This is a genomic window from Streptomyces zingiberis (assembly GCF_012034935.1).
GTDB classification, from domain to species: Bacteria; Actinomycetota; Actinomycetes; order Streptomycetales; family Streptomycetaceae; genus Streptomyces; species Streptomyces zingiberis.
On the sequence record NZ_JAATEN010000014.1, the window covers coordinates 59563 to 74143 of the forward strand.

The following is a 14581-nucleotide window of genomic DNA, read 5'->3' on the forward strand; positions in this document are numbered from 1 at the left end:
CTGTGGACAACCCGGGCCGATTTATCCCCGTGTGCCCCGGCTCGCCGGGACGATCCGCGCGGACCTGGGGTGGTCCCCGGCGGCCCGCCCGCCAGGACGGCGAGGCGGGGGCGGCCGGGGCGGCCGGGACCGGCGGAGGGACGGCGGACGGCCCGGTGGAGCCCGGCACCCCACCGGTGCCGGAGGCCGTCACACCGGGATCCGCCGGCGGCGGCCGGCCGTCACCCCTCGGGAGTGACCTCCCGCAGCAGCCCGGTCGTCACGTCGAAGACGAACCCGCGGACGTCGTCGCGGTGCGGCAGGAACGGGTAGCCGCGCACCCGCCGCACGGACTGGCGCACGTCCTGGTCGACGTCGCGGAACGCCTCCACGGCCCAGCTCGGCCGCTGGCCGATCTCCATCTCCAGCTCGTGCCGGAACTCCTCGGTGAGCGCCTCCAGGCCGCAGTCCGTGTGGTGGATCAGCACCACGCTGCGGGTGCCCAGGGCGCGCTGGCTGATGGTGAGCGAGCGGAGGGTGTCCTCGGTGATCACCCCGCCCGCGTTGCGGATGGTGTGGCAGTCGCCCAGGCTCAGGCCGAGCGCGGCGTGGAGGTCGAGCCGCGCGTCCATGCAGGCCACGACGGCCACGTGGAGGGCGGGGCTGGCGCCCCGGCCGGCGTCGGCGTACCCCGTGGCGTACTCCCGGTTGGCGGCCAGCAGCCGGTCGACGACACCGGTGGTGACGGTTCCGGCGGCGGTCCCGCCGCCGGCGGTGGGCTGCGGAGCGCCGCCGGCGGGCTCGGCGGGGATCGCGGTGTTCTCGGAGGTCGGCATGGTCCGAAGGTATCGGGCGCGGCCACGCGGAGACCGCCGGGGATGCCCGTCGGCGCCTCTCCCCGGGAGCCGGTACGGGACCGGCCCGGACCGCCACCGGCCGGGCCGCCACCGGCGCGGGAGCCCGCCGGGCGGCTTCCGCGCCGGCGGCGGTCACACGGACCGCGCGGCGCGCAGGCCCGTTGATTGACCGGGCCGGACGGTGGACTAAAGTGACGGAAAGTGGGAGGCGCGGAGCTCCCGGACCGAACAATCCCCGCGTGCGCGGCCGGAGCGTACGGCCCGGCCTCCTCCCGCTCCCCGGCCGGCCGGCGCCCCTTCCCCGGTGCCGGCGGCCCGCCGAGCGGGCGGGGACCAGGCGGTACGGGCGGCCGCGCGCCGATGCCGGAGAGGGCGCATGAGCGAGACCCGACACGTCCCGGTGATGCTCCAGCGGTGCCTGGACCTGCTGGCCCCGGCCCTCGCGGAGCCCGGTGCCACGGTCGTCGACTGCACCCTCGGCCTCGGCGGGCACGGCGAGGCCCTGCTGGAGACCTTCCCGGCGGCCCGGCTGATCGGCCTCGACCGGGACCCGGAGGCCCTCCGGCTGGCCGGCGAGCGCCTCGCGCCGCACGCCGCGCGGGCCACCCTGGTGCACGCCGTCTACGACGAACTGCCCGCGGTCCTCGACCGGCTCGGCGTCCCCCGCGTCCAGGGCGTCCTGTTCGACCTCGGCGTCTCCTCCATGCAGCTGGACGAGGACGGGCGCGGCTTCGCGTACGCCCGCGACGCCCCGCTCGACATGCGCATGGACCAGACGACGGGGATCAGCGCCGCCGAGGTGCTCAACACCTACCCGCCCGGCGAGCTGGTCCGGGTGCTGCGCGCCTACGGTGAGGAGAAGCACGCCCGCAGGATCGTGGAGGCCGTCGTGCGGGCCCGGGCCGAGGAGCCCTTCACCACCAGCGGCCGGCTGGTGGAACTCATCCGCGAGGCACTGCCCCAGGCCGCGAAGCGCACCGGCGGCAACCCGGCCAAACGCACCTTCCAGGCGCTGCGGATCGAGGTCAACGGCGAGCTGTCGGTGCTGGAGCGGGCCGTGCCCGCCGCCGTCTCCCGGCTCGCCGTCGGCGGCCGCATCGCCGTCCTGTCGTACCACTCGCTGGAGGACCGGCTGGTCAAGCGGGTCCTCACCGAGGGAGCGGGCTCCACGGCGCCGCCCGGCCTGCCCGTCGTCCCGGAGCAGTACCAGCCGCGGCTGAAGCTGCTGACCCGCGGTGCCGAACTGCCCGGCGAGGAGGAGGTGGCGGAGAACCGCCGCGCCGCGCCCGCCCGGCTGCGCGGCGCCCAGCGGATCCGGGAGGAACGGCGGTGAGACGAGGGCTCCGCGGGCGGGCCGCGCGGCTGTCCCGCCTGATGCCGCCCGGACGGCGGACGGCGGCCCGCACCCCGTTCGTGGCCCTGGTGGTCGGGCTCCTGGCCGGCGGGCTGATCAGCCTGCTGCTGCTCAACGCCTCACTCAACCAGGGCTCCTTCCGGCTCAGCGAGCTGAAGCGGGAGACCACCGAACTGACGGACGAGCAGCAGGCGCTCCAGCAGCAGGTCGACACCTACACCGCGCCCGACGCGCTCGCGCGCCGCGCCGGTGAACTCGGCATGGTGCCCGGCGGCAGCCCCGTCTTCCTCTACCCCGACGGCACCGTACGCGGCGTGCCCGCCCCGGCGAGCGACCCGCCCGCCGCCCCCGCGCCGTCCCCGGCCGGGGCGCCCGCCTCGCCCGGCACCTCCGCCTCGCCCGGCACCTCCGCCTCGCCCGGCACCTCCGCCGCCCCGGAGCCCCGTCCGGGCCCCGGCGGCTGAGACCGGCACCCCGCACCACCGCACCGGAAAGGCCCGCGCATGAGTGACTCCCAGCCGCCGCGCCGGCGGGTGCCCGGCCCCGCCGCCCCCCGTGGCCGCCGGCCCGGCTCCCCCGGCGGCGGGGCCGGCGGAGCGGGCGGGGCCGGCGCGGCCCGGTCCGCGCGCGGTGCCCGGGAAGCCCGTGGCACCGCCCGCCCGGCCCGCCCCGGCGGGCGCCCGCCGCGCCCCGGCCGCCGCCCGGGCACGATCCGGCTGGGCAGCCCGCGGCCCCGGCTCCGGCTGGTGGGCCTCGGGCTGGCGTTCGTCCTGCTCGTGTTCACCGTCCGCCTGCTCCAGGTGCAGGCCGTGGACGCCGAGGCGTACGCGGCCAAGAGCCGCGTCAACCGCTACATCACGCACGAGATCGCCGCCGAGCGCGGCTCCATCACCGACCGCCACGGCGGTGAGCTCGCCACCACCGTCGACGCCTACGACATCATCGGCGACCCGTATCTCTTCACGCCCGGCCAGAGCAAGGCCCGCGACACGCCCGCGCGGGCCGCGGCGCTGCTCGCCCCCGTGCTCGGCGCGGACGAGGACGAGCTGGCCCGGAAGCTGTCCACCCCGGGCTCGCGCTACGCCGTCCTGGCCCGTGCCCGCAGCCCGCAGGTCTGGAAGCAGATCCAGGACCTCAAGACCGCCTTCGCCGAGCGCGAGTCCGCCGGCGGCGGGCGCAATCCGCTGGCCGGCGTCTACCAGGAGCCGCGGTCCAAGCGGGTGTACCCCAACAAGGAGCTGGCCGCCGGCGTCCTGGGGTTCGTGGGCGCCGACGGCAAGGGCGGCGGAGGGCTGGAGGCCAAGCTGGACCGGGAACTCGCGGGGGAGCCCGGCAGGATCACCTACGCGCACTCCGGCGGGCGCCGCGTGCCGACCGAGAGCGCCCGGGAGCAGCCGGCCGTCCCCGGGTCCGACATCCGGCTGACCCTCGACCGCGACGTGCAGTGGGCGGCGCAGCGCGCCATCACCGACCAGGTGGAGAAGTCCGGGGCGGAACGGGGCTACGTCGTCGTCCAGGACACCCGCAGCGGCGAGATCCTGGCCCTGGCCAACGCCCCCGGGTTCGACCCGAACGACCTCTCCGGGGCCACCGGCGGTCTGGGCAACCCGGCGCTGGAGGACGCCTACGAGCCCGGCAGCACCAGCAAGGTCATGTCGATGGCCGCCGTGCTGGAGGAGGGGGCCGCGACCCCCGGCACCCATGTGACGGTGCCCAACCGGCTGCCCCGGGCCGACCGGCTCTTCGCCGACGACGTCGACCACCCCACCTGGTATCTGACCCTCAACGGTGTGCTCGCCAAGTCCAGCAACATCGGCACCATCCTCGCCGTGGAGCAGCTCGGCGCCACCCAGCCGGAGGCCAACCGGGTCCTCCACTCCTACCTGCGCAAGTTCGGCATCGGCCGCCCCACCGGCCTGGGCCATCCCGGTGAGACCCCCGGGATCCTGGCGAAGCCCGAGGCGTGGAGCGTCTCGCAGCAGTACACGATCCCCTTCGGCCAGGGCCTGTCGCTCAACGCCGTCCAGGCCGCCTCCGTGTACTCGACGATCGCCAACGGCGGCGTGCGCGTCACGCCCACGCTCGTCCGCGGGACCACCGGGCCGGACGGCCGCTGGAGCCCCGCGCCCGAGCCGGAGACCACCCGCGTGGTCGGCGAGAAGACGGCCACGACGCTGACGAGGATGCTGGAGTCGGTGGTCGGCAGCGAGGAGGGCACCGGCACCAGGGCACGGATCCCCGGGTACCGCGTCGCGGGCAAGACCGGTACCTCCAACCGGGTGGATCCGGAGACCGGCCGCTACCGCGGCTACACCGCCTCCTTCGCCGGTTTCGCGCCCGCCGACGAGCCGCGGGTCACCGTCTACTGCGCCGTCCAGGACCCCTCCGAGGGGAGTTACTTCGGCGGCCAGGTCTGCGGCCCGGTCTTCAAGCAGGTCATGGAGTTCGCCCTGAAGAGCCTCGGGGTGCCGCCCAGCGGGGCGAGCGCCCCCGCCCTCCCCGTGACCTTCGACCCGGGGGACTGAACACCGGGCACCCGGCGCGAGTACCGGGTACCGGGCAGGTGCCCCGCGGGCACCTGCCGAACGGAGACGGAACAACCCGGAGCGAAACCCGGCAAAGGGGGAACAACAGGGAACAGTGGGCGGGCGGACGGCGGCCGCGGCACGACGCGGCCGGGCCGTGCGCGCGTGGCCCGCGGCCCGCCCGAACCCAGAGAACCCGGAGAACCGAGACCATGACACCGGAACCCATGACACCGGACCCCACGGCCCCGGGACCCGTGACACCGGATCCCACCGCCCCGGGACCCGTGACACCGGATCCCACCGCCCCGGGACCCGTGACACCGGTCCCCGCGAGCGGTGAGCCGGGCCCCTCCCGCCCCTTGCTTCGCGACCGCCCCGGCCCGCCGGGTACGCTCACCGCCGTGCCACACGCTGATCAGTCCCACACCCCGTCCACCGCACCACCGCCCGCGCAGGAGGCCCCACCGGGCCCCGCCGCCGGCCACCCGGGGGCGCCCCGCCCCGGCCGTGTCCGCCCCACGCGCCTGGCGGTCCTGGCCGGCCGGCTCGGTGCCGAGCTCCCGCCGGGCGCCGCGGACACGGAGGTCACGGGCATCACCCACGACTCCCGCGCGGTCCGCCCCGGCGACGTCTACGCCGCGCTGCCCGGCGCCCGGCTGCACGGCGCCGACTTCGCGACCCAGGCCGCCGGCCTCGGCGCCGCCGCGGTCCTCACCGACCCCTCGGGGGCCGGCCGGGCCGCCGCCACGGGCCTCCCCGTCCTCGTCGTGGACGACCCGCGGGCCCGGATGGGTGATCTGGCGGTCACCGTCTACGGCGACCCCGGGAGCGACCTCCTCCAGATCGGCATCACCGGCACCTCCGGCAAGACCACCACCGCCTACATGGTCGACGGCGGGCTCCGCGCGGCCGCCGCCGAACGCCACCGGCGGGAGACCGCGGCCGGGACCCCCGTGGCCGGCCAGGCCGCCGGCACCGGCACCGGCCCGGAGCTGCCGGCCGTGCCCGGGCCCACCGGCCTCATCGGCACCGTGGAGTCCCGGATCGGTGACGAGCGCATCAAGAGCGAGCGCACCACCCCGGAGGCCACCGACCTTCAGGCGCTCTTCGCGGTGATGCGCGAACGCGGCGTCCGCTCGGTCACCATGGAGGTCTCCAGCCACGCCCTGGTCCTCGGCCGGGTGGACGGCTGCGTGTTCGACGTCGCCGTCTTCACCAACCTCAGCCCCGAGCACCTGGACTTCCACCCGGACATGGAGGACTACTTCCGGGCGAAGGCCCAGCTGTTCACCACCCGCCGCAGCCGCGCGGGCGTGGTCAACCTGGACGACGAGTACGGCCGGCGCCTGGTCCGCGAGTCCGAGGTCCCGGTCACCACCTTCTCCGCCGAGGGACACCCCGACGCCGACTGGCGCGCCGAGGACATCGAGGTCGGGCCGCTCGGCTCCACGTTCACCGCGGTCGGCCCCAAGGGCGAGTCGGTGCGCGCGGCCGCCCCGCTGCCCGGCCCCTTCAACGTCGCCAACGCCCTCGCGGCGATCACCGCGCTGGTCGTCGCCGGCGCCGACCCGCAGACCGCCGCCGACGGGGTCGCCGCCATCCCCGGCGTCCCCGGCCGGCTGGAGCGGGTGGACGAGGGCCAGCCCTACCTCGCCCTGGTGGACTACGCGCACAAGCCCGACGCCGTGGAGTCCGTCCTGCGCGCCGTCCGCAAGGTCACCGAGGGCCGCATCCACGCCGTCCTCGGCTGCGGCGGCGACCGGGACCCGCACAAGCGCCGCCCCATGGGCGCCACCCTGGCCCGGCTCTCCGACACCGCGGTGCTCACCTCCGACAACCCGCGCTCCGAGGACCCCCTCGCGATCCTCGCCGTGATGCTCACCGGCGCCTCCGAGGTCCCCGTCCACGAGCGCGGCGAGGTGCTGCTCCACGCCGACCGGGCGGAGGCCGTGGCCGCCGCCGTGGCCCGCGCCGAGCCCGGTGACGCCGTGCTGGTGCTCGGCAAGGGGCACGAGCTGGGCCAGCACATCGCGGGCGTGGTCCGCGCCTTCGACGACCGTGCGGTGCTGGCCGGGGCGATCCGCGCCCGCGCCGCCGCGGAGCGCGCCGCGGCCGACGCCCCCGCGCTCCCCCCGCACTCCACCGACCAGGGATGACAGACCGCCATGCGCTCACACGCCTGCACCGGGCAGCCGCCCGCCCGCCCCGGGGGTGACCGGTGATCGATCTCTCCCTCGCCGAGATCGCCGAAGCCGTCTCCGGCCGGCCCCACGACCTGCCGGACCCCGGTCTCCGGGTCACCGGTTCCGTGGAGATCGACTCGCGGAAGGCCGGCCCCGGCGGCCTGTTCGCGGCGTTCGCGGGTGAGAACGCCGACGGCCACGACTACGCCCGGCAGGCCGTCGAGCAGGGTGCCGTCGCCGTGCTCGCCGCGCGCCCCGTGGGCGTCCCGGCGATCGTCGTCGACGACGTCACGGCCGCGCTCGGCGCGCTGGCCCGCGAGGTCGTGCGGCGGCTGGGCACCACCGTCGTGGCGCTCACCGGCTCGGCCGGCAAGACCAGCACCAAGGACCTCCTCGCGCAGCTCCTGGAGCGCCTCGGACCCACGGTCTGGCCACCCGGCTCGCTCAACAACGAGATCGGGCTGCCGCTGACCGCGCTGCGCGCGGAGGCCGCGACCCGCCATCTCGTGCTGGAGATGGGCGCCCGCGGCAAGGGGCACATCCGGTACCTCACCGAGCTCACCCCGCCGCGGATCGGGGTGGTGCTCAACGTCGGGACCGCGCACGTCGGCGAGTTCGGCGGCAAGGAGCGGATCGCCGAGGCCAAGGGCGAGCTGCCCGAGGCGCTCCCGCCGGCGGACGAGGGCGGGCTCGCCGTGCTCAACGCCGACGACCCGCTGGTGCGCGCCATGGCCGGCCGCACCCGCGCCCGGACCGTTCTCTTCGGCGAATCCGCGGAGGCCGGCATCCGCGCGGAGAACGTCCGGCTGACCGCCACCGGGCAGCCGGCGTTCACCCTCCGGACCCCCACCGGGTGCAGCGCCGTGACGCTGCGGCTGTACGGTGAGCACCACGTGTCGAACGCGCTCGCCGCGGCCGCCGTCGCCCACGAGTTGGGCATGCCTGCCCAGGAGATCGCCACCGCGCTCTCCGAGGCCGGACCGCTCTCCCCCTGGCGCATGGAGGTCACCGAGCGCCCGGACGGCGTGACGGTCGTCAACGACGCCTACAACGCGAACCCCGACTCCGTGCGGGCGGCGCTCCGCGCGCTCGTCGCCATGGGCCAGGGGCGTCGCACGTGGGCCGTCCTCGGCGAGATGGCAGAGCTCGGCGGGGACTCCCTCGCCGAGCACGACGCGGTCGGACGGCTCGCCGTCCGGCTCAACGTCCAGAAGCTCGTGGCGGTCGGCGGCCGGGAGGCCGCCTGGATCGACATGGGCGCCAAGAACGAGGGTTCGTGGGGTGAGGAGTCGGTGCACGTGTCCGACACACGGGCGGCGGTCGACCTTATGCGCGCTGAGCTGCGCCCGGGAGACGTCGTGCTGGTGAAGGCGTCCCGGTCGGCGGGGCTGGAGCGGGTGGCGCAGGCGCTGCTCGCCGACGGCGGCGCGGCCGCCGGTGAGGGTGAGGTCGCCGGCCGATGAGGCAGATCCTCTTCTCCGGAGTCATCGGGCTCTTCCTGACCCTGGTCGGGACCCCGCTGCTGATCAAACTGCTGGCCCGCAAGGGGTACGGCCAGTACATCCGGGACGACGGCCCGCGCGAGCACCACGGCAAGCGCGGCACCCCGACCATGGGTGGCATCGCCTTCATCCTGGCCACGCTCATCGCGTACGCCATCACCAAGGTGATAACGGGCGAGGACCCGACCCTCCCCGGCATCCTGGTGCTCTTCCTGATGGCCGGCATGGGCCTGGTCGGCTTCCTGGACGACTACATCAAGATCGTCAAGCAGCGGAGCCTGGGCCTGCGGGCCAAGGCGAAGATGGCCGGCCAGCTGATCGTCGGCGTCACCTTCGCCGTCCTCGCGCTGAACTTCCCCGACGGCCGCGGCCAGACCCCGGCCTCGGACAAGCTCTCCTTCACCCAGGACTTCGGCTGGTCCCTGGGCCCGGTGATCTTCGTGATCTGGGCGCTGTTCATGATCCTGGCGATGTCCAACGGCGTGAACCTGACCGACGGGCTCGACGGCCTGGCCACCGGCGCCTCGGTGATGGTCTTCGGCGCCTACACCTTCATCGGCGTCTGGCAGTACCAGGAGTCCTGCGTCAACGCCGAGACGCTGACCAACCCCGCGGCCTGCTTCGAGGTCCGCGACCCGCTGGACCTCGCGGTGGTGGCCTCCGCCCTGATGGGCGCCTGCTTCGGCTTCCTGTGGTGGAACACCTCGCCCGCCAAGATCTTCATGGGGGACACCGGCTCGCTCGCCCTCGGCGGCGCGCTCGCCGCCTTGGCCATCGTCTCCCGCACCGAGCTGCTGCTGGCCCTCCTCGGCGGCCTCTTCGTGCTCATCACGATGTCCGTGGTCATCCAGGTCGGCTCCTTCCGGCTGACGGGCAAGCGGGTCTTCCGGATGGCGCCGCTCCAGCACCACTTCGAGCTCAAGGGCTGGAGCGAGGTGCTGGTGGTCGTCCGGTTCTGGATCATCCAGGGCATGTGTGTGATCGTCGGCCTCGGTCTCTTCTACGCGGGCTGGGCGGCCGGGAAGTGAACTGGACCGACGCCCACGTCACCGTCGCCGGGCTGGGGGTGTCCGGGGTTCCCGCCGCGCGTGCGCTGCGGGGCCTCGGGGCCCGGGTCACGGTCGTCAACGACACCGACGACGAGCGGTCCCGGGCGCAGGCCGCCGAGCTGGCGGAGCTGGGCGCCGAGGTCCGCCTCGGGGACGGCGCGACGCTGCCCGGGGCCACCACCCTGGTCGTCACCGCCCCCGGCTGGAGCCCCGGCAAGCCGCTGTTCCGCGCCGCGGCCGAGGCGGGTGTCCCGGTCTGGGGCGATGTGGAGCTGGCCTGGCGGCTCCGCTCCGACGGCGCCGCCCCCTGGCTCGCCGTCACCGGTACGAACGGCAAGACCACCACGGTGCGGATGCTCGCCGCGATCCTGTCCGCCGCCGGGCTGCGCACCGCGGCCGTCGGCAACATCGGCGTCTCCGTGCTGGACGCCGTCCTCGCCGAGCGGGACGGGCGGGAGACCTACGACGTGCTGGCCGTGGAACTCTCCAGCTACCAGCTCCACTGGGCGCCGAGCCTGCGCGTCCACTCCGCCGCCGTGCTCAACCTGGCGCCGGACCACCTCGACTGGCACGGCTCGATGGAGGCGTACGCCGCCGACAAGGGCCGGATCTACCAGGGCAACGAGGTCGCCTGCGTCTACAACGCGGCCGACCCGGCGACCGAGGAACTGGTGCGCGCCGCGGAGGTGACGGAGGGCTGCCGGGCCATCGGCTTCACCCTCGGCGCCCCGGCCCCCTCGCAGCTCGGCGTGGTCGACGGGATCCTCGCCGACCGGGCGTTCACCGCCGACCGGCAGCGCAGCGCCCAGGAGCTGGCCGAGGTCTCCGACGTCGACCCGCCCGCCCCGCACAACGTCGCCAACGCGCTCGCCGCCGCCGCGCTCGCCCGCGCCTTCGGCGTCCCGCCGCAGGCCGTGCGGGAGGGGCTGCGGGCGTTCCGGCCCGAGCCGCACCGCATCGCCAAGGTCGCGGAGATCGGCGGCGTCGCTTACGTCGACGACTCCAAGGCCACCAACACCCACGCCGCCGAGGCGTCCCTGACCGCCTACGACCCGGTGGTCTGGATCGCCGGCGGCCTCGCCAAGGGCGCCGTCTTCGACGAGCTGGTCACGGCCGCGGCGGGGCGGCTGCGCGGCGTCGTCCTGATGGGCGCGGACCGGGCGCTCATCCGGGAGGCCCTGGCGCGACACGCCCCGGATGTCCCGGTGACCGAGCTCGACCGGACCGACACTGGGGCGATGGCGGCGGCGGTACGGGAAGCGGCGGCGCTCGCCCGGCCGGGAGACACCGTCCTGCTGGCCCCCGCCTGTGCCTCGATGGACATGTTCGTCAACTACGGTGCGCGCGGCGAGGCGTTCGCCGGGGCCGTGCGCGAGCTCGGGGCCGGCCGTGGCGGGCCGGGGAGCTGACCGGGGAGCCCCCGCTCCCCGCGGCTGCCCGGCCGCGTGGCTTCCGGCGGCCCGACCGGCAGCCCGACTGGAGGGGACATGACGGCCGAGCGGCCCCGGATCCCGACCCGTGAGCGCGGGGCCGCCCGTCCCCGCCCGGCGCGGTCCGGCGGCCCCGCGCGCGGCCGTACCGCGCCCACCCGTCCGCCCGCCGCCCGCCGCCCGCCGGGGGGCGGGGGCGGGGCTGTCGTCCGGCGGCTGCGCCGGCTCAGGAACCGGCTGCGCCGCGCCTGGGACCGTCCGCTCACGGCGTACTACCTGATCCTGGGCGGGGCGGTGCTGCTGACCGTGCTCGGTCTGGTGATGGTCTTCTCGGCCTCCCAGATCCAGGCCCTCCGCTCCGACCTGCCGTCCACCTACTTCTTCGGCAAGCAGCTCCTGGCGGCCGGGATCGGCGCGATCCTGCTGTATCTGGCCTCCCGGACGCCGGTCCGCGTGCACCGCGCGCTGGCGTACCCGCTGCTCGCCGTCACCCTGGTGCTCATGGCGCTGGTGCAGGTGCCGGGGATCGGGCACGAGGTGAACGGCAACCAGAACTGGATCCAGCTCGGCGGGCCGTTCCAGCTCCAGCCCAGCGAGATCGGCAAGCTGGCGCTCGTCCTGTGGGGGGCCGACCTGCTCGCCCGCAAGCGGGAGAAGAAGCTGCTCACCCAGTGGAAACACCTGCTGGTGCCGCTGGTGCCGGTCGCCCTGCTCGTGCTGGGACTGATCATGCTCGGCGGTGACATGGGCACCGCCATGATCCTGGCCGCGATCCTCTTCGGGCTGCTCTGGCTGGCCGGCGCCCCCACCCGGCTGTTCACCGGGGCGCTGGCGCTGGCCGGCGTGGTCGGCGCGCTCCTCATCTGGACCAGCCCCAACCGGATGGCCCGGCTGGACTGCATCGCGGCCACCGACCCCGGCCCGGACGACCGCTGCTGGCAGGCCGTGCACGGGATATACGCCCTGGCCAACGGGAACTGGTTCGGCGCCGGTCTGGGCGCGAGCGTGGAGAAATGGGGTGAACTCCCCGAACCACACACCGACTTCATCTTCGCCGTGACCGGGGAGGAACTCGGCCTGGCGGGGACGCTGTCGGTGCTCGCCCTCTACGCGGCTCTAGGCTATGCGGGTATCCGTCTGGCCGGCCGTACGGAGGACCCCTTCGTCCGGTACGCCGCGGGAGGGGTGACGACCTGGATCATCTCCCAGGCCGTCATCAACATCGGCGCGGTGCTCGGTCTGCTGCCGATCGCCGGTGTCCCGCTCCCGCTGGTGTCGTACGGAGGGTCGGCCCTGCTGCCGACGCTGTTCGCCGTCGGGCTCATGATCGCGTTCGCGCGGGGTGAGCCCGCCGCCCGGGCGGCGCTGGCCATGCGGCAGCCTTGTCTGCGGCAGCTCCGTCCGGGACGGTGGCCGGTCCGGGCGGGAAGGAACACGATGAGACGGCGCGCGCAGCGACCGCCGTCCGGAGAGCGGTGAATTTCGGTGCATGTCGTACTCGCCGGTGGGGGGACCGCCGGCCACATCGAGCCCGCGCTCGCCCTCGCGGATGCCCTGCGGAGGCAGGACCCGGCCGTGGGAATCACGGCCCTGGGCACGGAGCGCGGACTCGAGACCCGGCTCGTACCCGAGCGGGGTTACGAACTCGGGCTGATCCCGGCCGTACCACTGCCGCGCAAGCCCACACCGGAACTGATCACCGTTCCCGGCCGGCTGCGCGGCACCATCAAGGCCGCCGAGCAGATCCTGGAGCGCACCAAGGCCGACTGCGTGGTCGGCTTCGGTGGCTACGTGGCGCTGCCCGGCTACCTCGCGGCCAAGCGGCTGGGGGTGCCGATCGTCGTCCACGAGGCCAACGCGCGACCCGGCCTGGCCAACAAGATCGGCTCCCGGTACGCGGCCGCGGTGGCGGTGTCCACCCCGGACAGCAAGCTGCGCGACGCCCGTTACGTCGGCATCCCGCTGCGCCGTTCCATCGCCACCCTCGACCGGGCGGCGGCCCGGCCGGAGGCCCGCGCCGCGTTCGGGCTGGACCAGAACCTGCCCACGCTGCTGGTGTCGGGCGGTTCGCAGGGAGCGCGCCGGCTCAACGAGGTCATCGAGTCGGTCGTGCCGCTGCTCCAGCGCTCCGGGGTGCAGGTGCTGCACGCGGTCGGGCCGAAGAACGAACTGCCGCGGGTCGACAACATGCCCGGGATGCCGCCGTACGTTCCGGTGTCCTATGTGGACCGCATGGATCTGGCCTACGCCGCGGCCGACATGATGCTCTGCCGCGCGGGGGCCATGACGGTCGCCGAACTCTCCGCCGTCGGGCTGCCGGCCGCCTATGTCCCGCTGCCCATCGGCAACGGCGAACAGCGGCTCAACGCCCAGCCGGTGGTCAAGGCGGGCGGTGGACTGCTGGTGGACGACGCCGAACTGACGCCCGAGTGGGTCCAGCGGACCGTCCTGCCGGTACTGACCGAACCGCACCGGCTGTTCGAGATGTCCCGGGCCGCCGCCGAGTTCGGCCGCCGTGACGCGGACGAACTGCTGGTCGGCATGGTGTACGAGGCGATCGCCGCACGACGGAACGGCTGACGGGTCACCGGCCCGGCGGGCCGGCGCGGCCCGCCGGGCCGCCGGGACAGCGCCGTGGGGCGCGGGAGGCAGGGGAGCGTGGCCGGACAGACGACCGCCCGGCGCGGCGGGGACGGAGTGTCACCGTCCGGCCCGCCCCCGGGTGAGCCGGAGCGGCGCCGTCCGTGGTGGCGCGCCCGCCCCCGCCTCCGTCCCGACCGGCTGGTCTTCGGGGTGCTGGGGCTGGCGCTGCTGGCCGCCGGAGTCTTCTGGCTGCTCCACGGCTCACCGTGGGTGAGGGTCGAGCGGGTCACGGTGGGCGGCACGGAGGTGCTGACGGAGAAACAGGTCCGCCGCGCCGCCGCCGTCCAGCTCGGCACCCCGCTCGCCACCGTGGACGCGTCCGCCGTGGCCGCCCGGGTCCGCGCGGAACTGCCGCGGGCCGGCGTGGTGGAGGTCGCCCGCTCCTGGCCGCATGAGATCACCATTGCGGTGACCGAACGGAAAGCCGCCGTACTGATCGAAAAAGGCGGCACGTTCATCGAGGTCGACCGATCGGGCGTGCGCTTCGCCACGGTGGAGAAACGCCCGAAAGACGTTCCGCTGCTCGATGTGGACGTGAGCGGCTCGCCGAGCCTGCACCGTTTCGGAACGGAACGGCTCCGCCGGGAGGCGGCCGGGCTCGCCGACGCCCTCCCGCCGGAGGTGCGCCGGAGCACCCGGGCGCTGGTCGTCCGCTCCTACGACTCCGTCACCCTGCGCCTGACCGGTGGCCGAACCGTGGTCTGGGGCTCTCCGGAGGACACCGGGCGGAAGGCGCGAACGCTGCGCGCGCTGCTGAAAGCCGCTCCCCGGGCCGGGCATTTCGATGTGAGCGCGCCGACCGCGCCCGCCGTCGCGCGGAGTTGACCCGCGCTCACCCCGGCCCGCACCCTGGTTCCCCGCCCCCGGGTGCGATCACATAGGGTGAAAAGAAAAGCGGCGGGTTCGGCGTGTTCGTTGAACGCGCGGCGCCTGCCGACTTAGTGTCTCGCTCGAAGACTTCAAGGGGCACGCACATCGGTAACCCTAAAGTTCACCGTTAGGGTTTGGGTCGGAACACCGGCACCGGGCACCGGCCCACAGGCATACGTAACTCGA

At 75.0% G+C, this 14581-nt stretch carries 11 protein-coding genes; 10 read left to right on the plus strand and 1 reads right to left on the minus strand.

The features are described 5' to 3' along the window. Positions 1 to 221: 221 nt before the first annotated feature. Entirely contained in the window at positions 222 to 815 is a 594-nt protein-coding gene (locus HCK00_RS18060) for a beta-class carbonic anhydrase (RefSeq protein ID WP_168103021.1), read from the minus strand. A gap of 397 nt (positions 816 to 1212) precedes the next feature. Here HCK00_RS18060 and rsmH point away from each other — a divergent pair, with 397 nt between their 5' ends. The 10 genes from rsmH (at position 1213) to HCK00_RS18110 (ending at position 14350) form a co-directional block, all read left to right on the plus strand. Beyond that, positions 1213 to 2169 (plus strand): 16S rRNA (cytosine(1402)-N(4))-methyltransferase RsmH, encoded by a 957-nt coding sequence (gene rsmH / locus HCK00_RS18065; protein ID WP_168103022.1) that lies wholly within the window; start codon positions 1213 to 1215, stop codon positions 2167 to 2169. Between the two features lie 41 nt (positions 2170 to 2210). After that, positions 2211 to 2654 (plus strand): cell division protein FtsL, encoded by a 444-nt coding sequence (gene ftsL, locus HCK00_RS18070; protein ID WP_168103106.1) that lies wholly within the window; start codon positions 2211 to 2213, stop codon positions 2652 to 2654. Positions 2655 to 2693: 39 nt separating this feature from the next. Next, complete coding sequence (locus HCK00_RS18075; RefSeq protein WP_168103023.1) at positions 2694 to 4715, plus strand: peptidoglycan D,D-transpeptidase FtsI family protein; 2022 nt, start codon at positions 2694 to 2696, stop codon at positions 4713 to 4715. A gap of 227 nt (positions 4716 to 4942) precedes the next feature. Beyond that, positions 4943 to 6874 carry a UDP-N-acetylmuramoyl-L-alanyl-D-glutamate--2,6-diaminopimelate ligase gene (locus tag HCK00_RS18080; RefSeq protein WP_168103024.1) on the plus strand — a complete coding sequence of 644 codons (1932 nt, stop codon included), beginning with the start codon at positions 4943 to 4945 and terminating at the stop codon, positions 6872 to 6874. Positions 6875 to 6936: 62 nt separating this feature from the next. Next, on the plus strand, positions 6937 to 8364 hold the full coding sequence (locus HCK00_RS18085) for a UDP-N-acetylmuramoyl-tripeptide--D-alanyl-D-alanine ligase (protein WP_168103025.1): 1428 nt from the start codon (positions 6937 to 6939) through the stop codon (positions 8362 to 8364). Beyond that, entirely contained in the window at positions 8361 to 9431 is a 1071-nt protein-coding gene (mraY, locus tag HCK00_RS18090; RefSeq protein ID WP_168103026.1) for a phospho-N-acetylmuramoyl-pentapeptide-transferase, read from the plus strand. The genes HCK00_RS18085 and mraY overlap by 4 nt, the downstream gene beginning before the upstream one ends. Further along, positions 9428 to 10861, plus strand: a complete 1434-nt coding sequence (gene murD / locus HCK00_RS18095; RefSeq protein ID WP_168103027.1) for a UDP-N-acetylmuramoyl-L-alanine--D-glutamate ligase — start codon at positions 9428 to 9430, stop codon at positions 10859 to 10861. The genes mraY and murD overlap by 4 nt, the downstream gene beginning before the upstream one ends. Positions 10862 to 10939: 78 nt before the next feature. Further along, a complete protein-coding gene (ftsW, locus tag HCK00_RS18100; protein ID WP_168103028.1) occupies positions 10940 to 12361 on the plus strand; it encodes a putative lipid II flippase FtsW in 1422 nt (473 codons plus the stop codon). A gap of 6 nt (positions 12362 to 12367) precedes the next feature. Then, positions 12368 to 13462 carry an undecaprenyldiphospho-muramoylpentapeptide beta-N-acetylglucosaminyltransferase gene (murG, locus tag HCK00_RS18105; protein WP_168103029.1) on the plus strand — a complete coding sequence of 365 codons (1095 nt, stop codon included), beginning with the start codon at positions 12368 to 12370 and terminating at the stop codon, positions 13460 to 13462. Between the two features lie 78 nt (positions 13463 to 13540). Further along, positions 13541 to 14350: a cell division protein FtsQ/DivIB gene (locus tag HCK00_RS18110; protein ID WP_168103030.1), complete on the plus strand. Its 810-nt coding sequence runs from the start codon at positions 13541 to 13543 to the stop codon at positions 14348 to 14350. Positions 14351 to 14581 lie beyond the last annotated feature (231 nt).

Bases quoted from the DNA above. Each gene is read 5' to 3' on its own strand.
- HCK00_RS18080 (WP_168103024.1), top strand. From the start codon at position 4,943: ATGACACCGGACCCCACGGCCCCGGGACCCGTGACACCGGATCCCACC.
- rsmH (WP_168103022.1), top strand. From the start codon at position 1,213: ATGAGCGAGACCCGACACGTCCCGGTGATGCTCCAGCGGTGCCTGGAC.
- HCK00_RS18060 (WP_168103021.1), bottom strand. From the start codon at position 815: ATGCCGACCTCCGAGAACACCGCGATCCCCGCCGAGCCCGCCGGCGGC.
- ftsL (WP_168103106.1), top strand. From the start codon at position 2,211: ATGCCGCCCGGACGGCGGACGGCGGCCCGCACCCCGTTCGTGGCCCTG.
- mraY (WP_168103026.1), top strand. From the start codon at position 8,361: ATGAGGCAGATCCTCTTCTCCGGAGTCATCGGGCTCTTCCTGACCCTG.
- HCK00_RS18075 (WP_168103023.1), top strand. From the start codon at position 2,694: ATGAGTGACTCCCAGCCGCCGCGCCGGCGGGTGCCCGGCCCCGCCGCC.
- ftsW (WP_168103028.1), top strand. From the start codon at position 10,940: ATGACGGCCGAGCGGCCCCGGATCCCGACCCGTGAGCGCGGGGCCGCC.